This window comes from Bifidobacterium apri (genome assembly GCF_009299485.1).
In the GTDB taxonomy this organism is placed as follows: Bacteria; Actinomycetota; Actinomycetes; order Actinomycetales; family Bifidobacteriaceae; genus Bifidobacterium; species Bifidobacterium apri.
In genome coordinates this window covers 161,430-179,557 of sequence record NZ_WBSO01000003.1, presented here as the reverse complement: position 1 = coordinate 179,557, position 18,128 = coordinate 161,430, and the positions used below count along the sequence as shown (strand labels likewise).

Below are 18,128 nucleotides of genomic sequence, written 5' to 3'. Positions count from 1 at the left end.
GACCGCCCGATGGGAATACCTACCGTCCGCGCTCGTTGAACACCGCCCAGTGAGGTGGCAATTCACTGAGGATGCGTCGGTCGTCATCGGCATCACGCTGTTCGCGGGTCTGCACGTCGGAAGGCTCCAGCTTGACGCCGTCCGCATCGAAACGCTCAGTCCCCTTCATGGTGACACGATGATGACGGCGAGGCGTACGGCGGTGCGCGTCATATGCCGTCATCGTCACGCCTCCCGGTACAGCGTACCGATACGGGCGACCATACGATCGACTTCCTTATCGGGATTGACAAAGGCTGCGACGCTCCACACCGTCATCACCGACCATCCGAGCTGAGCCAGCTCCTGCGGAAGCAGTCGGTGCCGGGTACGCGTGGACTGGATGCCCATGAACTGCGCATCATCGGTAAGCACCGCCAACGCAAACGGCTTGCCTTTGACGCCGATGACCAGCGGGATGCGCATACCGTCGGAGAAGCCGTAGTCCACAGCAACGTCGAGTCCACGTGCTCGAATCCTGTCAGCCAAATCGTTGAACAGGACATTGTCAGCCGCAGACGCGGGCTGCGGACGCAACAATCCGGAATCCAACGTTTCCGCCCATTGCAGCAACCGCTTGAGCAGCTGCGGCCCCGGCTGGTGAAGGCGCTCATCATCCAAATCCTCCGGACCGAAGGAGGAAACGATATCGAGGTTGCGGTCGGCGAGCGCAAGCGCGTCAAGCAGCATTCCCTTGCCGCCGTCGCCCTCGAGCGGACCGAACTGCTGCAACAGCCTGCCATGCGTGGTTTTCGCGTAGCACATCGACACAATGGCGTCGGTGGTCTGCGCCCCGGCGACTTCGTCGATGCCGATCAACCGGACATGCCTCAGGAAGCGTCCCATCGCCTTGTCTTTGGTCGCCAAGGACTTCAATTCCGCGCCGAGACGCGAACGGAACGCTTCGGTAAGCGTCACAACGGTCAGCATGTAATCGACAGGGACCACGGTGAACGCTCCGGCACGATCACAAATCAGTTTGGTGACTGCCGCAATCTCCTGCTGGCTGCTTTCCACAAGCCCGGAAGAAATCACCGGCACACCAGTGCCGTCGATCAGGTGCAGCCGAACCGTGCCCTGCATACCCTCCGTGGGCGCGGCATGGCGAATCTCACCGTACCCTTCCTTGCGCAGGAATACCGACAGCTGCGGGGAGCGCCGTGTGAGCCGGGAACGTACCGACACATGCGGAAGAACGCCGATCAAAGCTTTCACACTCGGGGACGTCACCGTCGCACAATGCGCAATCAGCACCACCTGACGGGCGCGGCAGACGATTGTCAGCAATTCGATCGCCGGCAGATGGGCAGCCGCGTCGATAATCACCACATCCGCAAGCGGACTGGGGTCGGTCAACGCCGCCAAAGTGGACGGCGTCGCCATCAGCACCGGCTTGGCAAGCGCCATGATATGCGGATGGTCATGCAGTACACGGTTGAACGGGGTGTTGTGCCCGCCTGCAAGCACCGTGTGCAGCTGGTTTGCCTCCTGCGTTTTCGAAAACAGCAAATCACACAGTTTCCGAATGGATTCCTGATGGATCATCGGGCCGATTGAACGCACATGTTCCGTATCGACCTGGGCGAACCGGTCGGCTGCCGTCTGCAAGGCGGATCCGTCCTGATTCGAGATGATGGCGGATTCCTTGACGATGTCTTCGAAGATGGTCGTCCACCAAGACAGCTGAAGCTCACCTTCGACCGCCTCCACCGGAACGCGCCGCGCACGCAGGTCATCGACCAGCTCATCCAAACCGACGGACCGGAAATCCTGTTCGAGGCGGCACCTGCCGGGCAACGTGTCCAAAGCCATGTGGTCGTTGTACAACGCCTTGAGTCGTTCCTCAAGGGTGTTGAAATCAAGCGATTCCAGGTTGCCTCCCTTGGGCGTGGTGGCGAGCACCGCGTCAAGGGATGTGATGTCGCGCATGAGCGCGTCCTGGGTTTCCAAAATCGTGTCCAGCTTCGGGGGCAGTACGGGCCAGCCGCCGTGCGGCACGAACAGATGCCACTGTTCGGATTGTTTGGCTACGACAACAAGGGCGTCATGCAGATTCTCGACTTGCGCGCCGACACGCAGCAAGCTCTTCGCTTCCTTGACAAGCCGGCGACGCTCCCAGAAGCCCAGATCTGAGCCTTCCTTCTTACGCTGCTGCTTGGATTTGCTCGCCTCGATCATCGCATCGATGTCACGTTCGAAAATCTCAGGCTGGAACACGTCAAGCACCCGGCGCAGATTCTTCAGCACCGTCACCTGGCGTCCCCACTCCTGTGCGGTCGTGGGCACGGGGAAACCACACGTCTGCACGGTGGTCGCCACCTGTTCCCTGGTGGCGGGCAGAAGCTTCTGCATGACATCGACAACACGCTGATACGCGTCGACCGCTTGGTCTTCAGTCGTCAAGGATGCCTGATACCAAGCGGTATCATCGGGCCCGATCGTGAATTCGCCGAGCTCGGCAGCAGTGGTGAGCTTGCGCGCCCACTCGTCCATATGCCCATTGAGCGTGCGGGCGGCGGATTGGCTCAACCTCACGTGGGTCGCCGGATGGGTCGGCAGTGTCGCGATACTCGCAAGGTTCTGGATCGTTTGGTACGCCGACACGCCCCAACGCTCGCTGACACCGTGCAAATCGCCTAGATACCGAGTCAAGCGCGAACGCACGCCGACCAGCTCGTCAGAGAGTTGGTCAAAACGACTTGCCGCATTGCCGGCACGGTATCCTACTGCTGCGATCAGCTGTTTGTCGACAGCGGTGTTCCCCTGCTCATCGGCGATATCAAGAACCAGGTCGCCCATGCTGTTGGCGCCCATGATCCGGGTGAAGCGGCGTTTCTGTTCGGCAACGCACGGCACATACAGGACGGATCGGCCGTTCATGACACAACGAGACGCAATGGCTGCGGCTTGTGCAGCGGTACCACTGCCGACTTCGCTGTCTACGATGATGGAGTGGCCTGCTGCGGCGAGATTAGCCGCATAACGCACGGTGTTGTCCACATCGCCGATTTCGTATTCCGCATGAGGATCGCCGTCAAAAGGACTGAATTCAGGGATTTTGTCGGCTTCGAGATCGTGGAGCGCCTGAGACCCGCCGGCGAGCGCGTCAAGGATGGTGTTGCCGCTGGCCCCATGGCGCAAGGTGTCAATGATCTGCTGGCTTTCCAGCAGAATCTGCGCGCTTGGGTCCATGAAACAACCGACGATGATGTACCGGTCGATGTTGAAATCGGTGAACGCTGTGCGCGCCTGCCGTTCGATCGCGGCGAAGACCGCGGAGGTTTCCGGGGTGCCGTTCGCATAGTTGGAGCCGTCGAACAGCTCGTCTTCATCAAGGTTGACGCCCTGATCATGCAATGCGGTCACGAATGACGGGTTGAGTCTGCCCCGACCGGTGAAGCTGATGGTCGCGTCGGTTTCGCCACCGCCCGGCTTACGCGTCACATCGACCGGATACAGCAGAACCGGAACGGATTTGCCGGACCATGTCGCCACACCTACGACCATGGACAATTCCGCGACGCCGCTGAGCCGGCTTTTTGTGGTCTGGTCTTCGTAGACACGTTCCAGACGCCGTCCGGCGGCGCGAAGCATGCCTGGGTCGCGGAACAGGGAATCAAGGGGAGCCTTGCCGCTGGCGAACAGCTGGGCGATGCCCGAAGGATGTGCGTGCGTCAAATCAAGCTGCGCCGACAGCTGGCTGATATCTTCAAGCGGAGACGGCGCCAAGGCATTGCGATAGTCGTCACGCCAATGACGCATACGCCTGAGCGCTTCCTCAGACTGGATGGTTTCACTCACCTTCGACTCACTTCCCTACCGCTTTGCGGTATTCCTGATAGCCCTGGTTGCGCGAAAGCGCTGCATCGACATCGGCGTTGCCCTGCGCCGCAAGCCACGTGTACAGGTCATCGTACAGCGAGGGGTTCATCGCAAGGAACGGCAGCAACTGGGCATGTCGTGCAATCTGGAACTGGATGGTGTAATCGCTTGTGGTTTTCGCCTGCTGCGAGGTGTATCCGCCGGCCTCGACCATCTGCTCCTGCTGGTCGAAATCGCCGCGGGAGACACGCTCGAATACCGACCCCGGTTCGAACACCGGTTTGAAATCCTGCTGCGCATCGCGAGACACCTGCTGGGCGCCGGACTGCTGCACGGCTGGACGAGCGAAACGACTGTAGTCTTCTGCCGACGATGACGGTGTTGCCTGCTGCGACGGGCTGTGCCCGCTGTTGCCGGTCGAAGTCGACTGGCTTGGTGCACTGGTCTGGGCAGTCCGAGCGAACTTGCTGTGCGCGTCCGCAACGGCTTGCGCAGCGGGAGCATCCATCGGCGTAAACGTCACACGCGCCGCCGAATCCGCCGGCTGACTTGCCGCCTGCGGAGTTTGCGCATTGCGTTCGGCAGGTGTGTGTCCGGCGTTTTCCGGGGATTCCTCAGTCTGCGGGCGATCATGTTCTGATTGGTCGGACGCCTCGCGCTCATCGGCCGCCCGCGCCATCTGCACTTCGCGGATGCGCTCGGCGCTGAATAAATCATGGACCGACACCACACCCGGTTTCGCCGTGCTGGATGCAGGAGCCTCATGGCGGTCAGCCTCTGTTGCGCTGTCGGCGGTGGCAGGGGACGCATGCCCGTCACGATTGTCCTGAGCTGCTACCCCGGCAGCCGCCTGATCCGGCGCCGACGAGGCGTTCTCCGGTTGTGTTGACTGCTGTTCGGCTTGTTCCTTCTGCTCGCTGTGTTGGGCGGCGTCAGCGAACAAATCACGCGGACCTGGCTTGTCCAAACCTCCAGGCTGCACGGTCAATGGCAATTCTTCCAGCGGATGCTGTTCGGCGAACTGGCGCTGTTGGGTGACCGTGACCACAGGGTCGGGAAGGATGGGTTGCGCGCCGAGAGCACGCGGCTGCGGAGCCACGCGTTGTGAGGAATGCTCCGTATGCGGCTGCGCAAGTCGCGCGTCCGCTCCGGAAGCACTGGCGCCGGCATTGGCAGGGTTGTGTATGCCGGCATCCGCGCCGGATGCTGCACGTTGGGATTGCGACTGCCCTTCCTGGGCCGCCGCAGCTTGGTCCGACTTGGCCTGCTGGTTCTTGTCAGATGCGGCTTGATGATCTTCAGCGTCATCTGGCTCGGTGCCGACGAGTTTCGGCACATGCAGCGAAGCGTCACGCAACTCGCGCAGACGATCGGCGACATTCTGCGAGCTGAATATCGCGGTCGGTTCGCCGGCGCGCAAGTTGAGAATGTCGTCAACCGACATGTCTGACGGGTCTGGTTCCTGCTTCGCGTTATCGGGAGCGTAGGAGAATAGGTCCGTCACCTTGGGCTCGGAGTGTTCCTGTGCTTCCACGCGAATGAAATCCACGGGAATATCACCGAATTGCAGGCGGATCGGCGAATATTTCAGTTGGCATTCGACGCCCGGCTGCAATCGTGTCAATTCGCCGTTCTCGCGAATCATGTACGAGCCATTCGTGGAGTTGAGATCGCGCACATCCGCGGAGCCGTCCTCATGCACCGTGAACAGGGCGTGACGCTTCGACATGGATCGTTCGCTGTCGGGGACTTCAAGTCTTCTATTGCCGTCATCGGCTAGTGGACGCAACGGTTTACGGCCGATTTCGATGCTTTCCCCCGGTTTCACATCCGTCTGTTCGGCGCCATTGACCTTGATGATCCACTGCTGCCCGGATCGCTGCTCAGTCACCTTGCGGCCTTCCTTTCGCCTGGTACGCGCAATTGCACACTACCTGCCATTGTGCCATGTTCTCCCTATTATCGCTCATAGCCTTGGAAGGTATTGACAAGTTCCACGCAATGACGTGTCGTTTCCGGACGCCATCAGGCTGCGGTCACCCACAAACTATCTACGCTGACAACCCACCCAACATAACCAATTTGGACAACCACACAAACTATCTACGCAAACACAACCCCCAACGTAAACAGTTTGGACAACCACACAAACTATCTACGCAAACACAGCCCTCAACGTATACAGTTTGTGAGGGGTGAACGGGGCCGTTCGGTGTGATACCGCCGGATGCGAGACCGCCGGATGCGAGACCGCCGGATGCGAGACCGCCGGATGCAACGCCCTGACACAACAGAACAACCCCGGCCGTCCGCTGGGGACGATCCGGGGTCGTTACGCTGAAGAAACTCAAGCGATATGAAGCGGCTCAAGCCGCAATCATTACTTGAGCTCGACGGTTGCGCCAGCGTCTTCGAGCTGCTTCTTGGCCTTCTCGGCGTCTTCCTTCTTAGCCTTCTCGAGAACCGGCTTCGGAGCCTCGTCCACGAGCTTCTTGGCATCAGCCAGGCCGAGGTTGGTGATGGCCTTGACAGCCTTGATGACCTGGATCTTCTTGTCGCCAGCGGAGGTCAGGACGACGTCGAACTCGGTCTTCTCTTCCTCAGCGGAATCGCCAGCGGCCGGAGCGGCAGCGACGACGGCGGCGGCCGGAGCGGCAGCCTTGACGTCGAACTCATCTTCGAAGGCCTTCACGAACTCAGAGAGCTCGACGAGGGTCATTTCCTTGAACGCATCCAGGAGCTCTTCATTGCTGAGCTTAGCCATAATGGCTTCCTTTCAATCATGGCAGCGGGTTGGTTTGGGGTTGATGTCCCGCGGCCTACATGTTCTATTGTTGTTGAGATACCGATATCGTAACGGGCGAGCCCGCGCGAAATCAGGCAGCCTTTTCCTGCTTTTCGCGCAGAGCGTCGATAGTACGCACGGCCTTGGTCGGCAGTGCGGTGAACAGGTACGCAGCCTTGGACATGGTGCCCTTGATTGCGCCGGCCATCTCGGAAAGCAGTTCCGGACGAGACTTGAGATCTGCCAGCTGCTTTGCGCCCTCGGCGTCGTACACGGTTCCGTCGTAGAAACCGCCCTTGACGATGAGAGCCTTGTTCTTCTTGGCGAAGTCACGCAGGATCTTCGCACCGGCAATGGCATCGCCATTCACGAAGGTGATGGCGGTCGGGCCGGCGAGCAGCTCATCGAGCCCCTCGATACCGGCTTCCTTTGCAGCAATGCGAGCCAGCGTGTTCTTAGCCACAGCGTAGGAAGTATCGCGGCCTAGCTTTTCACGCAAATCAGAAATCTGCGGAACGGTAAGCCCGCGGTACTCGGTCAGGTAAATTGCGTCAGCATTACGGAACTTATCCGTAAGCTCGGCAATCACCGCTTCCTTTTCGGGCCTCTTCATGGCGTTCCTTCCTAAGTCAACCGTTGACTGCCGAAATCGTCCCGCCGAACCGAGCTCATGCGGTTATGAACGCAATAAAAAAGCTCTGCACGCAGGCAGAGCACACACGCCGCCGAAGCGGCCCTCTCAACCTGCGCTGGCTTGGCATGCCAATTTCGGTGACCTTGCGGTCACACCAACGGTCTGTGGTTTACGAATGGTTAGTGTATGCGATGATGCGGACCAGCGGGACACCGGCGTGTCGTACCGTCTTGGACCCAGGAAAACCGGCATAATCAACTTCTCGCTTCATGCTTGACTATCCACCATATTGTCTGAGCCTCTTATCAATCATCGCAAGGATGATTCCCCCGTATTCCGGCCACTGCCGCAACGCCAGAATACGCTGTTTCTCCTTTTCGAGCTCGTTCCGGGTCTTTGCCGATCCGCCACTGCACCGGGCGAACAATCTTCGCAAATACTCACTGATATAGCTCTTCCTGTTGGCGACGAGCTGTCGCTCATTGAGATTCAACACCGTGATATCCGCCTCAGCACCATCGTCGCTATCGGCGCCGCGCATATGCCCGGAGCCCGGACAGTAGGAAATCCGCCGCCTGCATTCTTCTTCCGCAGGGTCGACGTGCAACTCGATATTCTTCCGCTTCTTGTCGCAACATTGCTCGCCGTCACCGGTAGCACCGTCACAGCATGCGAACATATTGCGGTATTCAATCGACAGCTTGTCATCTTCCTTGGCGGCCTGCGAATCATGTTTCCCTCGTTCGCTATGGCGAGGATGCCAATGCTCAATATGAGCCCGGGAACCGCTTCCGTTTTCCCGGGCGTGGATTCTGCGCTCGCAATACACACACAACCCGTGCTGTTTCTCGGTCAAATCCTCAAGTAGAGGGGGCTTGATTTCAGGTGGCAAGTGGTCATAGTCCTGCGGGGTGTCAGGAGTCACTTTCATTATTCCGACGGCTTCCACGTATATGTTTGGCGCCCCGCCCGTTTTATCCACATACAGCATGATTATTCGCCACCAAGCGTCATGAAGTCATACGCTGCCCGTTCCCGAGCCAGTTCAGCGTCATCCGGGCCGATCAGCGATTCAAGCCCGTCCAACAGCGTCTTGGCCTGATCATATGCCGAATCGTCAAGCGCTTGTTCCAACCGCTTGAACATATCCCTGACCTCGCCGGGACGATCGTGGGCGCCCATGACATGGGTGAGGACGTCGTTCGAGCTGCTGCCTGCCACACGCCCCTGATATGGCCGTCCGCCTGTCTCGTCGATGATCCGCAGGCAGGACGAGTCCTTCACCGAGGAAAGCACCAAGGGCGCATGACTTGTGACGATGAACTGCACTTTCGGGAAGGTTCCTGTCAGCACTTCTAGAATGTGTTCCTGCCATCTCGGGTGCAGGTGAAGATCGACCTCGTCGATGAGCACGACACCGGAGGTGTGGGACACCACCTGCACACCTAACGCCGGATTCAGCATCGCCATGCGGAAGGCGATATCGCCGACCATGCTCATGACGCTACGGTAGCCGTCACTCAACATGCCGATCGGCAACACAGTGACATCGTCATCATGACGATAGGTCACGATGATCTGCCCCAGGTCAACCGAATACTCGACATCGATTGCCGACGCGTCTTCCTTCTGCAGGTGAGCGACACAACTTGCCATCGCCTTACGGACCGCGGTATACAGTGGGCTTTCCTTCTTGCGGGTTGCGCTTTGCAACGCCATACGCATGAACCAGTACCTCATGAGGTTGTCATTCGTGTATGCGTCCAGGCAGTCGATATACCCGTTCAGTCTTGATACGCCGCCGCTGAAATCACGGTCGTATACGTACGTGCTGGTTTTCTTGTGTGTCCAGACGCGCCCAGTCCCGTAATATCCGAGCACCGGCAGAATCAGGCTCTCATCATGCGCTTGGACGCGTTGCTGGCATTCATCCGCATACGCGTTGATTTCCTTGCAATCGCCTTTGCCAGCGTGCCCTGTTGAAAGGATTTGTCTCGCCCACATCATCTCGGGCGCCTGGTCATGTGGCAAGTCATCGCGATAGCCGTGAGCGGTGACGCGGACGGGATATTGCCGCTCAGTCTGGATCTGATCGCCTTGCCGGAAAGATACTCTGCGGACATCGGTGTCCTTGTTGAACTTGCGTGAGTGGTTCTTGCCTTTGGAGTCCGGCAGCCTAATGAGGAACGCCCCAAGCGCGATGGCCGCGGCATCCAGAATCGCCGATTTTCCTGCACCATTATTGCCGATGAGCACGGTCATGCTGGGGTCAAAAGCGATGTGAGCATCTTCGAAGGACCGAAAGTTCTGTAGTTCAAGCGAGCTTAGCATGCCATCTCCTTGTGACAGATACCGAGGTCTTGCGTCGCCTCATGGTCCGAACCGTATGCCGCCGGGGTCACCCGAAAGCAACTTGCTGGCATACCAATCGACCAGGAAAGGCCGGTGTTATGGATAATGCTACTATGAACCGCCTCCGCGCCCAACCGGCGTCCGATGGGCACCGTCGGCGTGGCGCATCAGAAGCCATGGCGGTCGGCCGCATGACGCATGAGCATCCACCGGAACCGACGGTGCAGCACCGTCCATCCAGCCAACGTAACAACGAGTGCCACGAATCCGATGATGACAGCAAGCATACGAGCGTCCCCGCGCGCATCCTGCGGATACGGCGCCGGCACCGGCATACTCACACGATGGCCGGAAACCAGGAGACGATGCGTGTTGACACCATACGGCGTACAGGTCATCAAGGTGACCCGGTCCTCACCCGGTTGAATCCGCAGATACCGGTTGCCTTCAGTCGGCAAAATCACCGTGATGGAATCAATCTGGTAGGCGAGCGTCTCCCCCATCACCTTGATGTAGAAGTCGTCGCCCTCTTTGAGCTCATCGATGCGTGTGAACATGAGCGCGTTGACCATGCCGCGATGACCGGTAAGTACGGCATGGGTGTTGCTGCCGCCTACAGGTAGCGACGTGCCGTAGAGGTGTCCCGACCCTTGGGCGAGTGCGCTGGCGCTGGTGCCGTGATAGATCGGCAGGTCAACCGATATTTGCGGAATGACAATCGACCCCATGATCCCATCGTTCGAAGCGTTGAGCAGCCCCATATAGGTGGCATCCCTTGCGGAGGCGGAATCATTGTCATCGTTCGTGGTGGACTGGCCGGCATTCGAGGTAAAAGGATCCACGCGCTCACCGATATCTCCCTGCCCGCCTTCGGCAAGCTGCTTGTTGTACGCGCGTGCGGCCGCAAGGGCTTCCTTGGCTTTCGGATACGGCCATCCGTCCACTTGGTTGACGACTTCGGCCGCAAGTTGCGCCTGACGCTGATGATCGATGAACTGCAGAGCGTACGGGTATCCGATGATGGCACACCCGGCAATCGCGCAAATGATGGCCAGCGCAGTGAACACCCGCGCCTGGCGTTGCGCCGAACGGGCTTTTCGTATTCGTTGCGCATCCTCAGGCCCGAATATCTCAGGCATGGTGGAAGCATTGGCGACAAACCCATGGGCGTGCGAGTGCCGTTCCGGTCGCTCACGCTGCACAGTATCCCCCGTGTGCCTGGGCTTGAGCCGATGGACCATGGAACCTCCTCGCTGATCGGCAAACAACGGCAACCGTCAGCCACAGCATGCCTGCCGGTCATAATAGACCCCGCGCCCGGGAACCATCCGATTGGACTGTTCCAAGGCACGGGGTCTGTCAAATCACCTGCGCTGATGGCAGGACCTCACACGTTGCACGGTGTGATGCCTACCATTCAGACGCGTTGCGCCGCCTTGCGCGCCCGCACGGCGAACAGTGCGGCAACCGCGACCACCGCCACGCCGATGACGGTGAACATCGCAATACCCGCGGCACCGGTCTTCGGCAGCTGGGTGATGGACGTCACGTTCTTGACGTACACCGTGTCGCCGGTCGGCACGTTCGTGTTGTCCGCGCCTGCGGTAACCAGCTTGTAGTCGTCCTGAGTGTAGTCATACTGCAGCTCGGTCAGCCAGTCATCGCCAGCTTGGGTGGCGGTATCCGACGCCCTGGCGGGGTTGCTCTTGTCATTCTCGAACTTGTCCTTCAGCGTGACCTCATAGGTTGGCGCCACTGACTGGAGATACCCACCGTCTGGCACCTTGGTCTCCTTGACCGTGTATGTCACGCCTTCGGCGCTGGCCTTCACACCCTTGACCACGATCTTGCCGTTGCCGTCGGTAACCAAATCAGATGTCGCGTTCTTATCATCATTATTGACCACGTAGGCGCCATCGGCATCCTTCGTGAACTTGAGCGTAGTGGAACCAGTTGAGACCTGGAAGGTCGCACCGGACAATTCGCTACCGTCAGCCTTGATCTTGTTGATGGTGAACTGGTGGGTGTACACGTTCACAATCGGCCCTTGAACCGTGGTCTTCGAGGAGGTAACGGCCGGATTGTTCGAATACTCGAGTTTCACGGTGTTGTTGTTTCCCAAGACATCAGCACCGGTACCGGCTGTGGAACCTTTGGTGGTGGTCGTCGCTGCAGTGGACAGCTTACCGGAGATAATCACGCTGATGGTGTCGCCGCTGTTCCAATCCTTCCAGGCCGAATCCGCCTTGTTGACCAGCTTCTGGAAATTGATGGTCACCACGTTGTTCGCAGTCGAACCGGTGCCGGAGCTGAGGTCCACATCGAAATCGGTGTTGAGCGTCAACTCTTTCTCCCCATCATACACGGATACAACCTGCGGATCGGTGAACTTGCCGGCTTCGAAGGTATCGACAATGCTGAACTGACGCGTAGTGTTCGTCTTAAGCGTCGGGTCAGAAGCATAGCCGTCGTAGTTGGGGATCTTCGTGGTCAGCTTGAAATACACGGTGTCCGTGGTGTTGTAGGACGGATCGTTGTCCGTGGTGAAGGAGGACGGATCGTTGTCCTGAGCCGTACTGTTTTTGGTCACGACCTCCTTGGTGATGGGGGCTGTCGTGTCCTTGAGCGTCACCGTGCCGACGTTCCCGGGATCAGTGATTTTGGTATTGGCGAAAGTCGTGCCGACGATCATGGGAACCGACTGGGTGCTGTTCGCTGAATTCTCACCTGACGTGTATGTGTCAAGAATCAGATACAGGCCTTCGGGCAGCGTCGCAGTGAACGTTTTGGTATCTTTATCAGCTGTCATTAGCAAGCTAGACGGTGTCCACGTGCTGGGCGTGCTCGATATCAGTGAAGCCAACTCGTCGGCGAATTTGCGCTCGTCTGATGTTTTGGTATCCGTACCCTCCAAGTAGCCGTATGTAGCCGGCGACGAATCCACGGACAGCTGCTTGAGCCCTTCTTCTGCTTTGGTGAGCGTGCCGGATGCGGTCGCCTTAATGCTGGTGGCGTCGAGGGCGGTATCGATGGCGATCTCATCACTTTTGTCGACAATGTACTTGAACGTTGAGGTGTCCAGCTTGCCGTCTGATGTCGCGTCATACTCTCCGCTGTTATACGCGGCGATTTTGTATGCAGTCAATGTATGGCCGTCAGTGCCGTTGCTCGCAGTGACCGTGATCGTACCTGGATATTCGATTGTCTCCGCCTGGACGCTACCTACTCCAAGCGCCAATCCGCTCAGCGCGATGGCCGCTGCGGCCACGCCTGAGAGGAATCTGCGTATTGAACTCTTCATGATTCTCCTTGCTTGTGATTGTTTGCACGGGCGCTGCCGCCCGTCCCCTTCCAGCCGCACACCCTCCGCAGCTGGAGAACATATTCAATTATGGTAGCGGTACCACTACTGATTGTGTCCGCAACGGCTCAGCTCACGCCAAGGCACTGCACCCACCACCGGCAGGCGCGTGAAGGGGCGTTGCCTGCCGGAATCGATAGCGTAAAACCGCCATTATTCGCGCCTGCGCCGCTTTGCGATGCCGTACGACACCGCTGCGAGCACGAGCGCCGATATTCCGATCAATGCCACATTCCGTGGAGTCCACTCACCTCCCGTCATTGGCAGTGATGTGATGGAAATCTCATTTTCGATGGACCCGACGTCGTGGGCGAGCTGGTTCGCATCGATTGGATTGGTCGCTGTGGACCGCACAATGATGAATGTGTGTGGCGTCGTATCCGCAACATACCCGTTGGGCGCCTTCTGCTCGACCAGGGTGTATGTACCCCACGGCAGGTTGGCGAGTTTGAAGCCTCCCGCCGCCGGATTCGTGTCGCAGGCCCACGTGGCGGAGCACTCGGTGTGTGTGGTGGACCCGTCAGTCGGTGCCCAGTCCGTGATGGTGACGGGCTCGTCACAGCTGTTCGGCGAGCTGTCCGGGCAGAACGTGACCTTCCAAGTCGACCCGCCAAGCGCAATGCCGGCGATATCGGTTTTCTTCCACGTGGCGGAACCGGTCGTTCTGGTGTCACCAATGGTGTTCATGGATGTCCCGGATGCATCGGTCAACATCGTGGTGTCGCCTTTGACGTCCGTGATGTCCGAAGTCACGCCGTCCGCAGAAATCGTGAAGGTGTACCACGTGTCTGCCGCGTCCGGCAGCTCATGCAACACCGGTGCCACGGTCTCCACCAACTTGTAGGTGCCGGCGGGAAGTCCTTTCACGCTGATGACCCCTTCGGCCGCATCGCTATCGGTGTATGTCTCCGCGTTTCCGGTGCACCGGGTCGTGTCGATGGTCTGGTTGTTGTCGGCGATGCAGTATGAGCTATCCGTCTCACCGCCTTGGGAATCCAACGCTGTGATCTTCCATTGAGACCCTGGCAACGTTGCAAGCGTTCCTCCCGCCTGCATGGTATCGCCGTCGACTTTTCGCCATTCCACTTGTGTCGGGGTGTTGACGACGGTCAAGGACCCATCGGCGCCCGGACTGCCTGAAGTCCACTTCAGCACACCATTGGTCACAGTGAAGCTGTAAGCGGTGGTACTTTTCGCGTATCCTTCCGGAGCAACGTTTTCCGTGAGCTGGTAGGTGCCGTCGGCCAGATCGGTCAGCGTGAAGACACCGACCGCCGGATTCGTATCGGCAAGCGTAGCAGTTGTGCTTGCCGCGCCCTGTGTTCCCGAACCCGAGGACGACCCGGTATCCGACGAGGATCCCGATGCGGGCGTTGAGCCGGACACCGCGGTGGTCTCGGATGTCGTGGTGGTCGTTCCCACGGTGATGGTGGCGCTTGAGCCTGCAAGCGTCTTATCCGCCGCCACAGGACATCCGGATGGCGCCCCATCGGTGGCTTTACCGCCGGACACCGTAATCGCCGTGCCACCGGTGAAGACGAAATTCGTGTTCTTGCTTGGTTGGTACCAGTCACCCTTATCAGTGGTGTTGCTGGTTGTGAAGAGGAATCCCTTGCCTGACTGTGCGCGGTCGATGACCGCAGCCACATAGTCATTGTTGCAGCTGGTCGATTTCATGGGGGTGTAGTTGCCTACCGTCGGCCACGTGCCGTCATTGGCCTCGTATTTGAGGTAAACGTCGCCGGTCCAGCCGTTTTCGGTGTGGTGGAAGTAGACGACGGTCTTCGTCTCGTCCGTATCTTGGACAGTGACGCGGAATCGAATCGACTTGTTTCCGGCTTGGACGATCACCATGGTCGTACCGTTCGCTACAGCGGTGATCAGTCCTGTATCCGATACCGTGGCGACATTCGTATCATTCGAAGACCACACTGGCTGGACTGTACTTGGTGTAGCGTTAGCATCCAAATCCACAGTAGTGCCGTTGAACATGGTGATCGTCGCATCCGTTTCGACGGTGCTGTCGAGGGATCCGGACGCCGTGGCGACCGTTTTGCCGCCGCGCGTGACCATCAGCGATGTGGCGTCGGCGGACTCGACTGTGACCGTGACACTACCGCACACCGTGGCATCCGATATCGTGCATGCCTTGATGACAGTCTGACCAACGGCGACACCGGTGACCACACCGCCCGACACCACGGCGACACCGCTGTCACTGCTGCTCCATGTCACCTGCTGGTTGGCCCCATCAGGCGTAACTGTCGCAGCGAGAACGATATTGCGATATTCCTGAACCTTTGCCGAGCCTGAAGTCACATCATTGCCGTCCAAGGCGAGAGTGACACCGGTCGGTGCGATGGTGTTGTCCGTTACCGTATAGTCAACCGTGCCACCGGACGATGGCGTGTAGGAAAGCTTCCACTGCGATCCCGCCAAAGGCTGCCCGGACTCGTCTTCCTTGCGCCACGTGACGCTCGCGCCGCTTTTCACATCGCCGATCGCGTAATAGCTGGAGTCAGAACCGGAATTCGAATCGGTCATCGAATGCAGCCGGTTGTCGGTGGTGTCCGAAGTGCCGATCTGCGTTCCTGATGCCGTATACACCCGTCCTGTCAGATGGTTCTCGCCGGAATACCCTGAACTCTTGGTCTGCGCCGTGTAGATATTCGTATTGAGCTGGTATCCGCTGGGAGCGGCCACCTCACGGATGTAATAGTTGGCGTTCGCCGTCAGCCCCTGGACCGTGATGACACCGGCGGCCGCATTCGTATCGTTCCTCCCGTTGTCAACGACGGTGACGAGCGAATGCTTGCGATTCTCGGCGTCACTGATCGAACCGTAGACCGCCCACGTTGAGCCCGGCTTCAGCGTGGCGTCGGAATCGTCGACCTTGGCAAAGGTAATAGAAGCGGCATCAGACGTGAACCATGGCAGGTTATGCCGCTCCTGGTCCATATCAATCACCGAAGTGCTGCTGCCGTTCTCGAAATTCGTAAACGGGGTACCGTCACTGTACGATACGACTGCCGTAGCCGGGTTATCCATCTCGAAATCACCGCCGACATAGACGCGGCCGTTCGTGGAAACATGCGACTGGAAACTGCCCTTGGGCACGTAGATGCTGCCCATCCAGCTCGCCGCCGGGTCGTCAGTGGTGCGCATGGCCTTGGCGGTTCCCTCGGAACCGGTCGATCCGCTTTTGACGGTTTGCATGCCGGAACCTTGGCCGCCTTTGATGGTCAACTGCGACGTATACGGGAAGTTCCACAACAGTTGCTGCACCCTGGTAGCAAAGACCTCGGTCTCGTCCTCGGACGTGGAGGATACCCCCACACCGTCGGTCTTCGCGCCACGCGCATACCATCCGGCGATTTCGTTGACATCGCTGTCTGTGATCTTGGAATCCTTCGTTCCACCCCACCACAGGCGCCAGCCATTGTTGAACGCCACCGTATTCGAGGCCGTGCCGTCATCATCGTTCACGACGTTGATGATCACCGAAGCGGTGTCCGGAATGTTGCACAACCAGAAATCAATGCCGGTGTAGCCGGTGGAATCGAGCGCGGACACAGGCAGATCGAATACCTGGAAGCTGGACGTGCCGTCGCCCGTCAACGTGATCAGTTTCTCTGTGACGCTGCTCGACGAGAACACGAATTTATAGCTATCGACCGATTGTGTGTTGTAGATTTCGCGCTTGAAATAATCGTACTTGTAGCGGGTGAAGTCCTCCGATGGCGCCACACCCACCTCATAGGTCCCGTTGGCGCGCAAGGCGACAAGCTTTTTGGAATCAGACTGCACCTGTGACAGATAGCCGGAATAGTCCGTGCCGTTGACCGTGAACGATGACGCATCGGCGAACGTGCTCCAGGAGCCTGCCTTGCGTTTACCGTCGGTGCTGCTCACACTCGCAAGAGATGCATAGGACGAATCGGTGCCGTGCCCCCATTCGTTCGCGATGGACGAAGACCCGGAGACGGTCGCCGTATAGGAGAAATCGCGCGTCGCACCATACGAGGAGCCGATCCAGCCACCACCATAGTTGACGGTGCTGCCGGTGCTGGTCACCGGCCACGCGGCGATATCGACGGAAGGCGAGTTCATCAGCGTCGTGACACCGGATTGGTCGCTTCCCCTGACCGCTAGGACACTGGCGTGATGGGTACCGCTGCTGTCGGTATACGTTTCCTTGGGGCGATACTGCGAACCGAAGCCCACCACACCGAAACGGAAACCAAGGCCGCCCCAGCTGTTCTTCAACTGGCGCATCGCCAGACGCCCATTGACCAGCGTCAAGCCTTCAGCTTCAGCGGCATACGATCCGGTAATGCCGTTTGCACCGTTGAGGTTTGATTGCACCGTGGCCGAATCCGAGCCGATTTTCTCGCCAACGTACATATTGCCGCCCACATACGTGGCGACACCCGTATCAGGGTTGCTTTCGCCATCAACGTTATCGCCCATCTTCAGCGGCACGGACGTGTGAATCGAACCCGCGGCGGTGATTGCCGAATCGAAGCCGTCGGATGCGCCCGCAGCTCCAGCCGGAGAGAAAGCCACCAGATATGTCGCAACAATCGCTGCGACCACGCTCACTGTGATGAACGGCACCACGACATGGGCATGGGCCTTCGAAATAACACGGCTCAGATTATGGCTGGGGGTTGCCCCCCCCCCGCACCGGAACCACGCAACAGACCGTTTCCGGGATGAATGCATACGGCGTGAGGGGGTCAAACGCTTGCGATTCGTCATCAACGTTTCCTTTCCCCTCGTTATGACGGTTGCCAACACTGGCCAACCATCAAACATTCTGCGCTCAGCGAATGATGACGTGCTTCACCACCGTCGCCCACATCCGCTTACTGCAATCGTTACTCTTCAATGTAGCAGAAACGGCCGGAAGCGCAAAACGCGGAATTCTAAGCTTCAACGGTGAATCTCTGTGTATGCGGTCGGAATCGTGCAACGCATCGGCGTGTTATTGCGCACAGTCAACGATTGCGAACGTAATCATCCATTTCGCCGACAGCGCACCCCATATCGCGATCTGCCAGCCCCCTCATCATCCCCCCATGCAACGGCATGCCTTCAGCGAGTGTGCCGAACATGAACGTGGGGCATCCTCC

The 18,128-nt window shown here is 58.8% G+C and carries 10 protein-coding genes; all 10 read right to left on the bottom strand.

The window, feature by feature from the left end:
• Window positions 1-19: 19 nt before the first annotated feature.
• The 10 genes from DSM100238_RS03285 to DSM100238_RS03240 all read right to left on the bottom strand — a co-directional run bounded on the left by DSM100238_RS03285 (window position 20) and on the right by DSM100238_RS03240 (window position 17,610).
• Complete coding sequence (locus DSM100238_RS03285) at window positions 20-223, bottom strand: hypothetical protein (protein ID WP_152355304.1); 204 nt, start codon at window positions 221-223, stop codon at window positions 20-22.
• Between the two features lie 2 nt (window positions 224-225).
• A complete protein-coding gene (locus DSM100238_RS03280; RefSeq protein ID WP_167511009.1) occupies window positions 226-3,840 on the bottom strand; it encodes a helicase in 3,615 nt (1,204 codons plus the stop codon).
• 7 nt (window positions 3,841-3,847) lie between these two features.
• Window positions 3,848-5,752 (bottom strand): variant leucine-rich repeat-containing protein, encoded by a 1,905-nt coding sequence (locus DSM100238_RS03275; protein WP_152355303.1) that lies wholly within the window; start codon window positions 5,750-5,752, stop codon window positions 3,848-3,850.
• Between the two features lie 489 nt (window positions 5,753-6,241).
• Window positions 6,242-6,625, bottom strand: coding sequence for a 50S ribosomal protein L7/L12 (gene rplL, locus DSM100238_RS03270; RefSeq protein ID WP_152355302.1), 384 nt, complete (start codon window positions 6,623-6,625; stop codon window positions 6,242-6,244).
• A 112-nt stretch (window positions 6,626-6,737) separates the two neighbouring features.
• Window positions 6,738-7,259: a 50S ribosomal protein L10 gene (rplJ, locus tag DSM100238_RS03265; protein WP_152355301.1), complete on the bottom strand. Its 522-nt coding sequence runs from the start codon at window positions 7,257-7,259 to the stop codon at window positions 6,738-6,740.
• A 298-nt stretch (window positions 7,260-7,557) separates the two neighbouring features.
• Window positions 7,558-8,211: a retron system putative HNH endonuclease gene (locus DSM100238_RS03260; RefSeq protein ID WP_167511008.1), complete on the bottom strand. Its 654-nt coding sequence runs from the start codon at window positions 8,209-8,211 to the stop codon at window positions 7,558-7,560.
• A gap of 62 nt (window positions 8,212-8,273) precedes the next feature.
• Window positions 8,274-9,611, bottom strand: a complete 1,338-nt coding sequence (locus DSM100238_RS03255; RefSeq protein ID WP_152355299.1) for an AAA family ATPase — start codon at window positions 9,609-9,611, stop codon at window positions 8,274-8,276.
• Between the two features lie 188 nt (window positions 9,612-9,799).
• Complete coding sequence (locus DSM100238_RS03250; protein ID WP_240812314.1) at window positions 9,800-10,873, bottom strand: class C sortase; 1,074 nt, start codon at window positions 10,871-10,873, stop codon at window positions 9,800-9,802.
• A gap of 176 nt (window positions 10,874-11,049) precedes the next feature.
• Window positions 11,050-12,933: a SpaA isopeptide-forming pilin-related protein gene (locus tag DSM100238_RS03245; RefSeq protein ID WP_152355297.1), complete on the bottom strand. Its 1,884-nt coding sequence runs from the start codon at window positions 12,931-12,933 to the stop codon at window positions 11,050-11,052.
• Between the two features lie 213 nt (window positions 12,934-13,146).
• Window positions 13,147-17,610: a prealbumin-like fold domain-containing protein gene (locus DSM100238_RS03240; protein WP_167511007.1), complete on the bottom strand. Its 4,464-nt coding sequence runs from the start codon at window positions 17,608-17,610 to the stop codon at window positions 13,147-13,149.
• Window positions 17,611-18,128 lie beyond the last annotated feature (518 nt).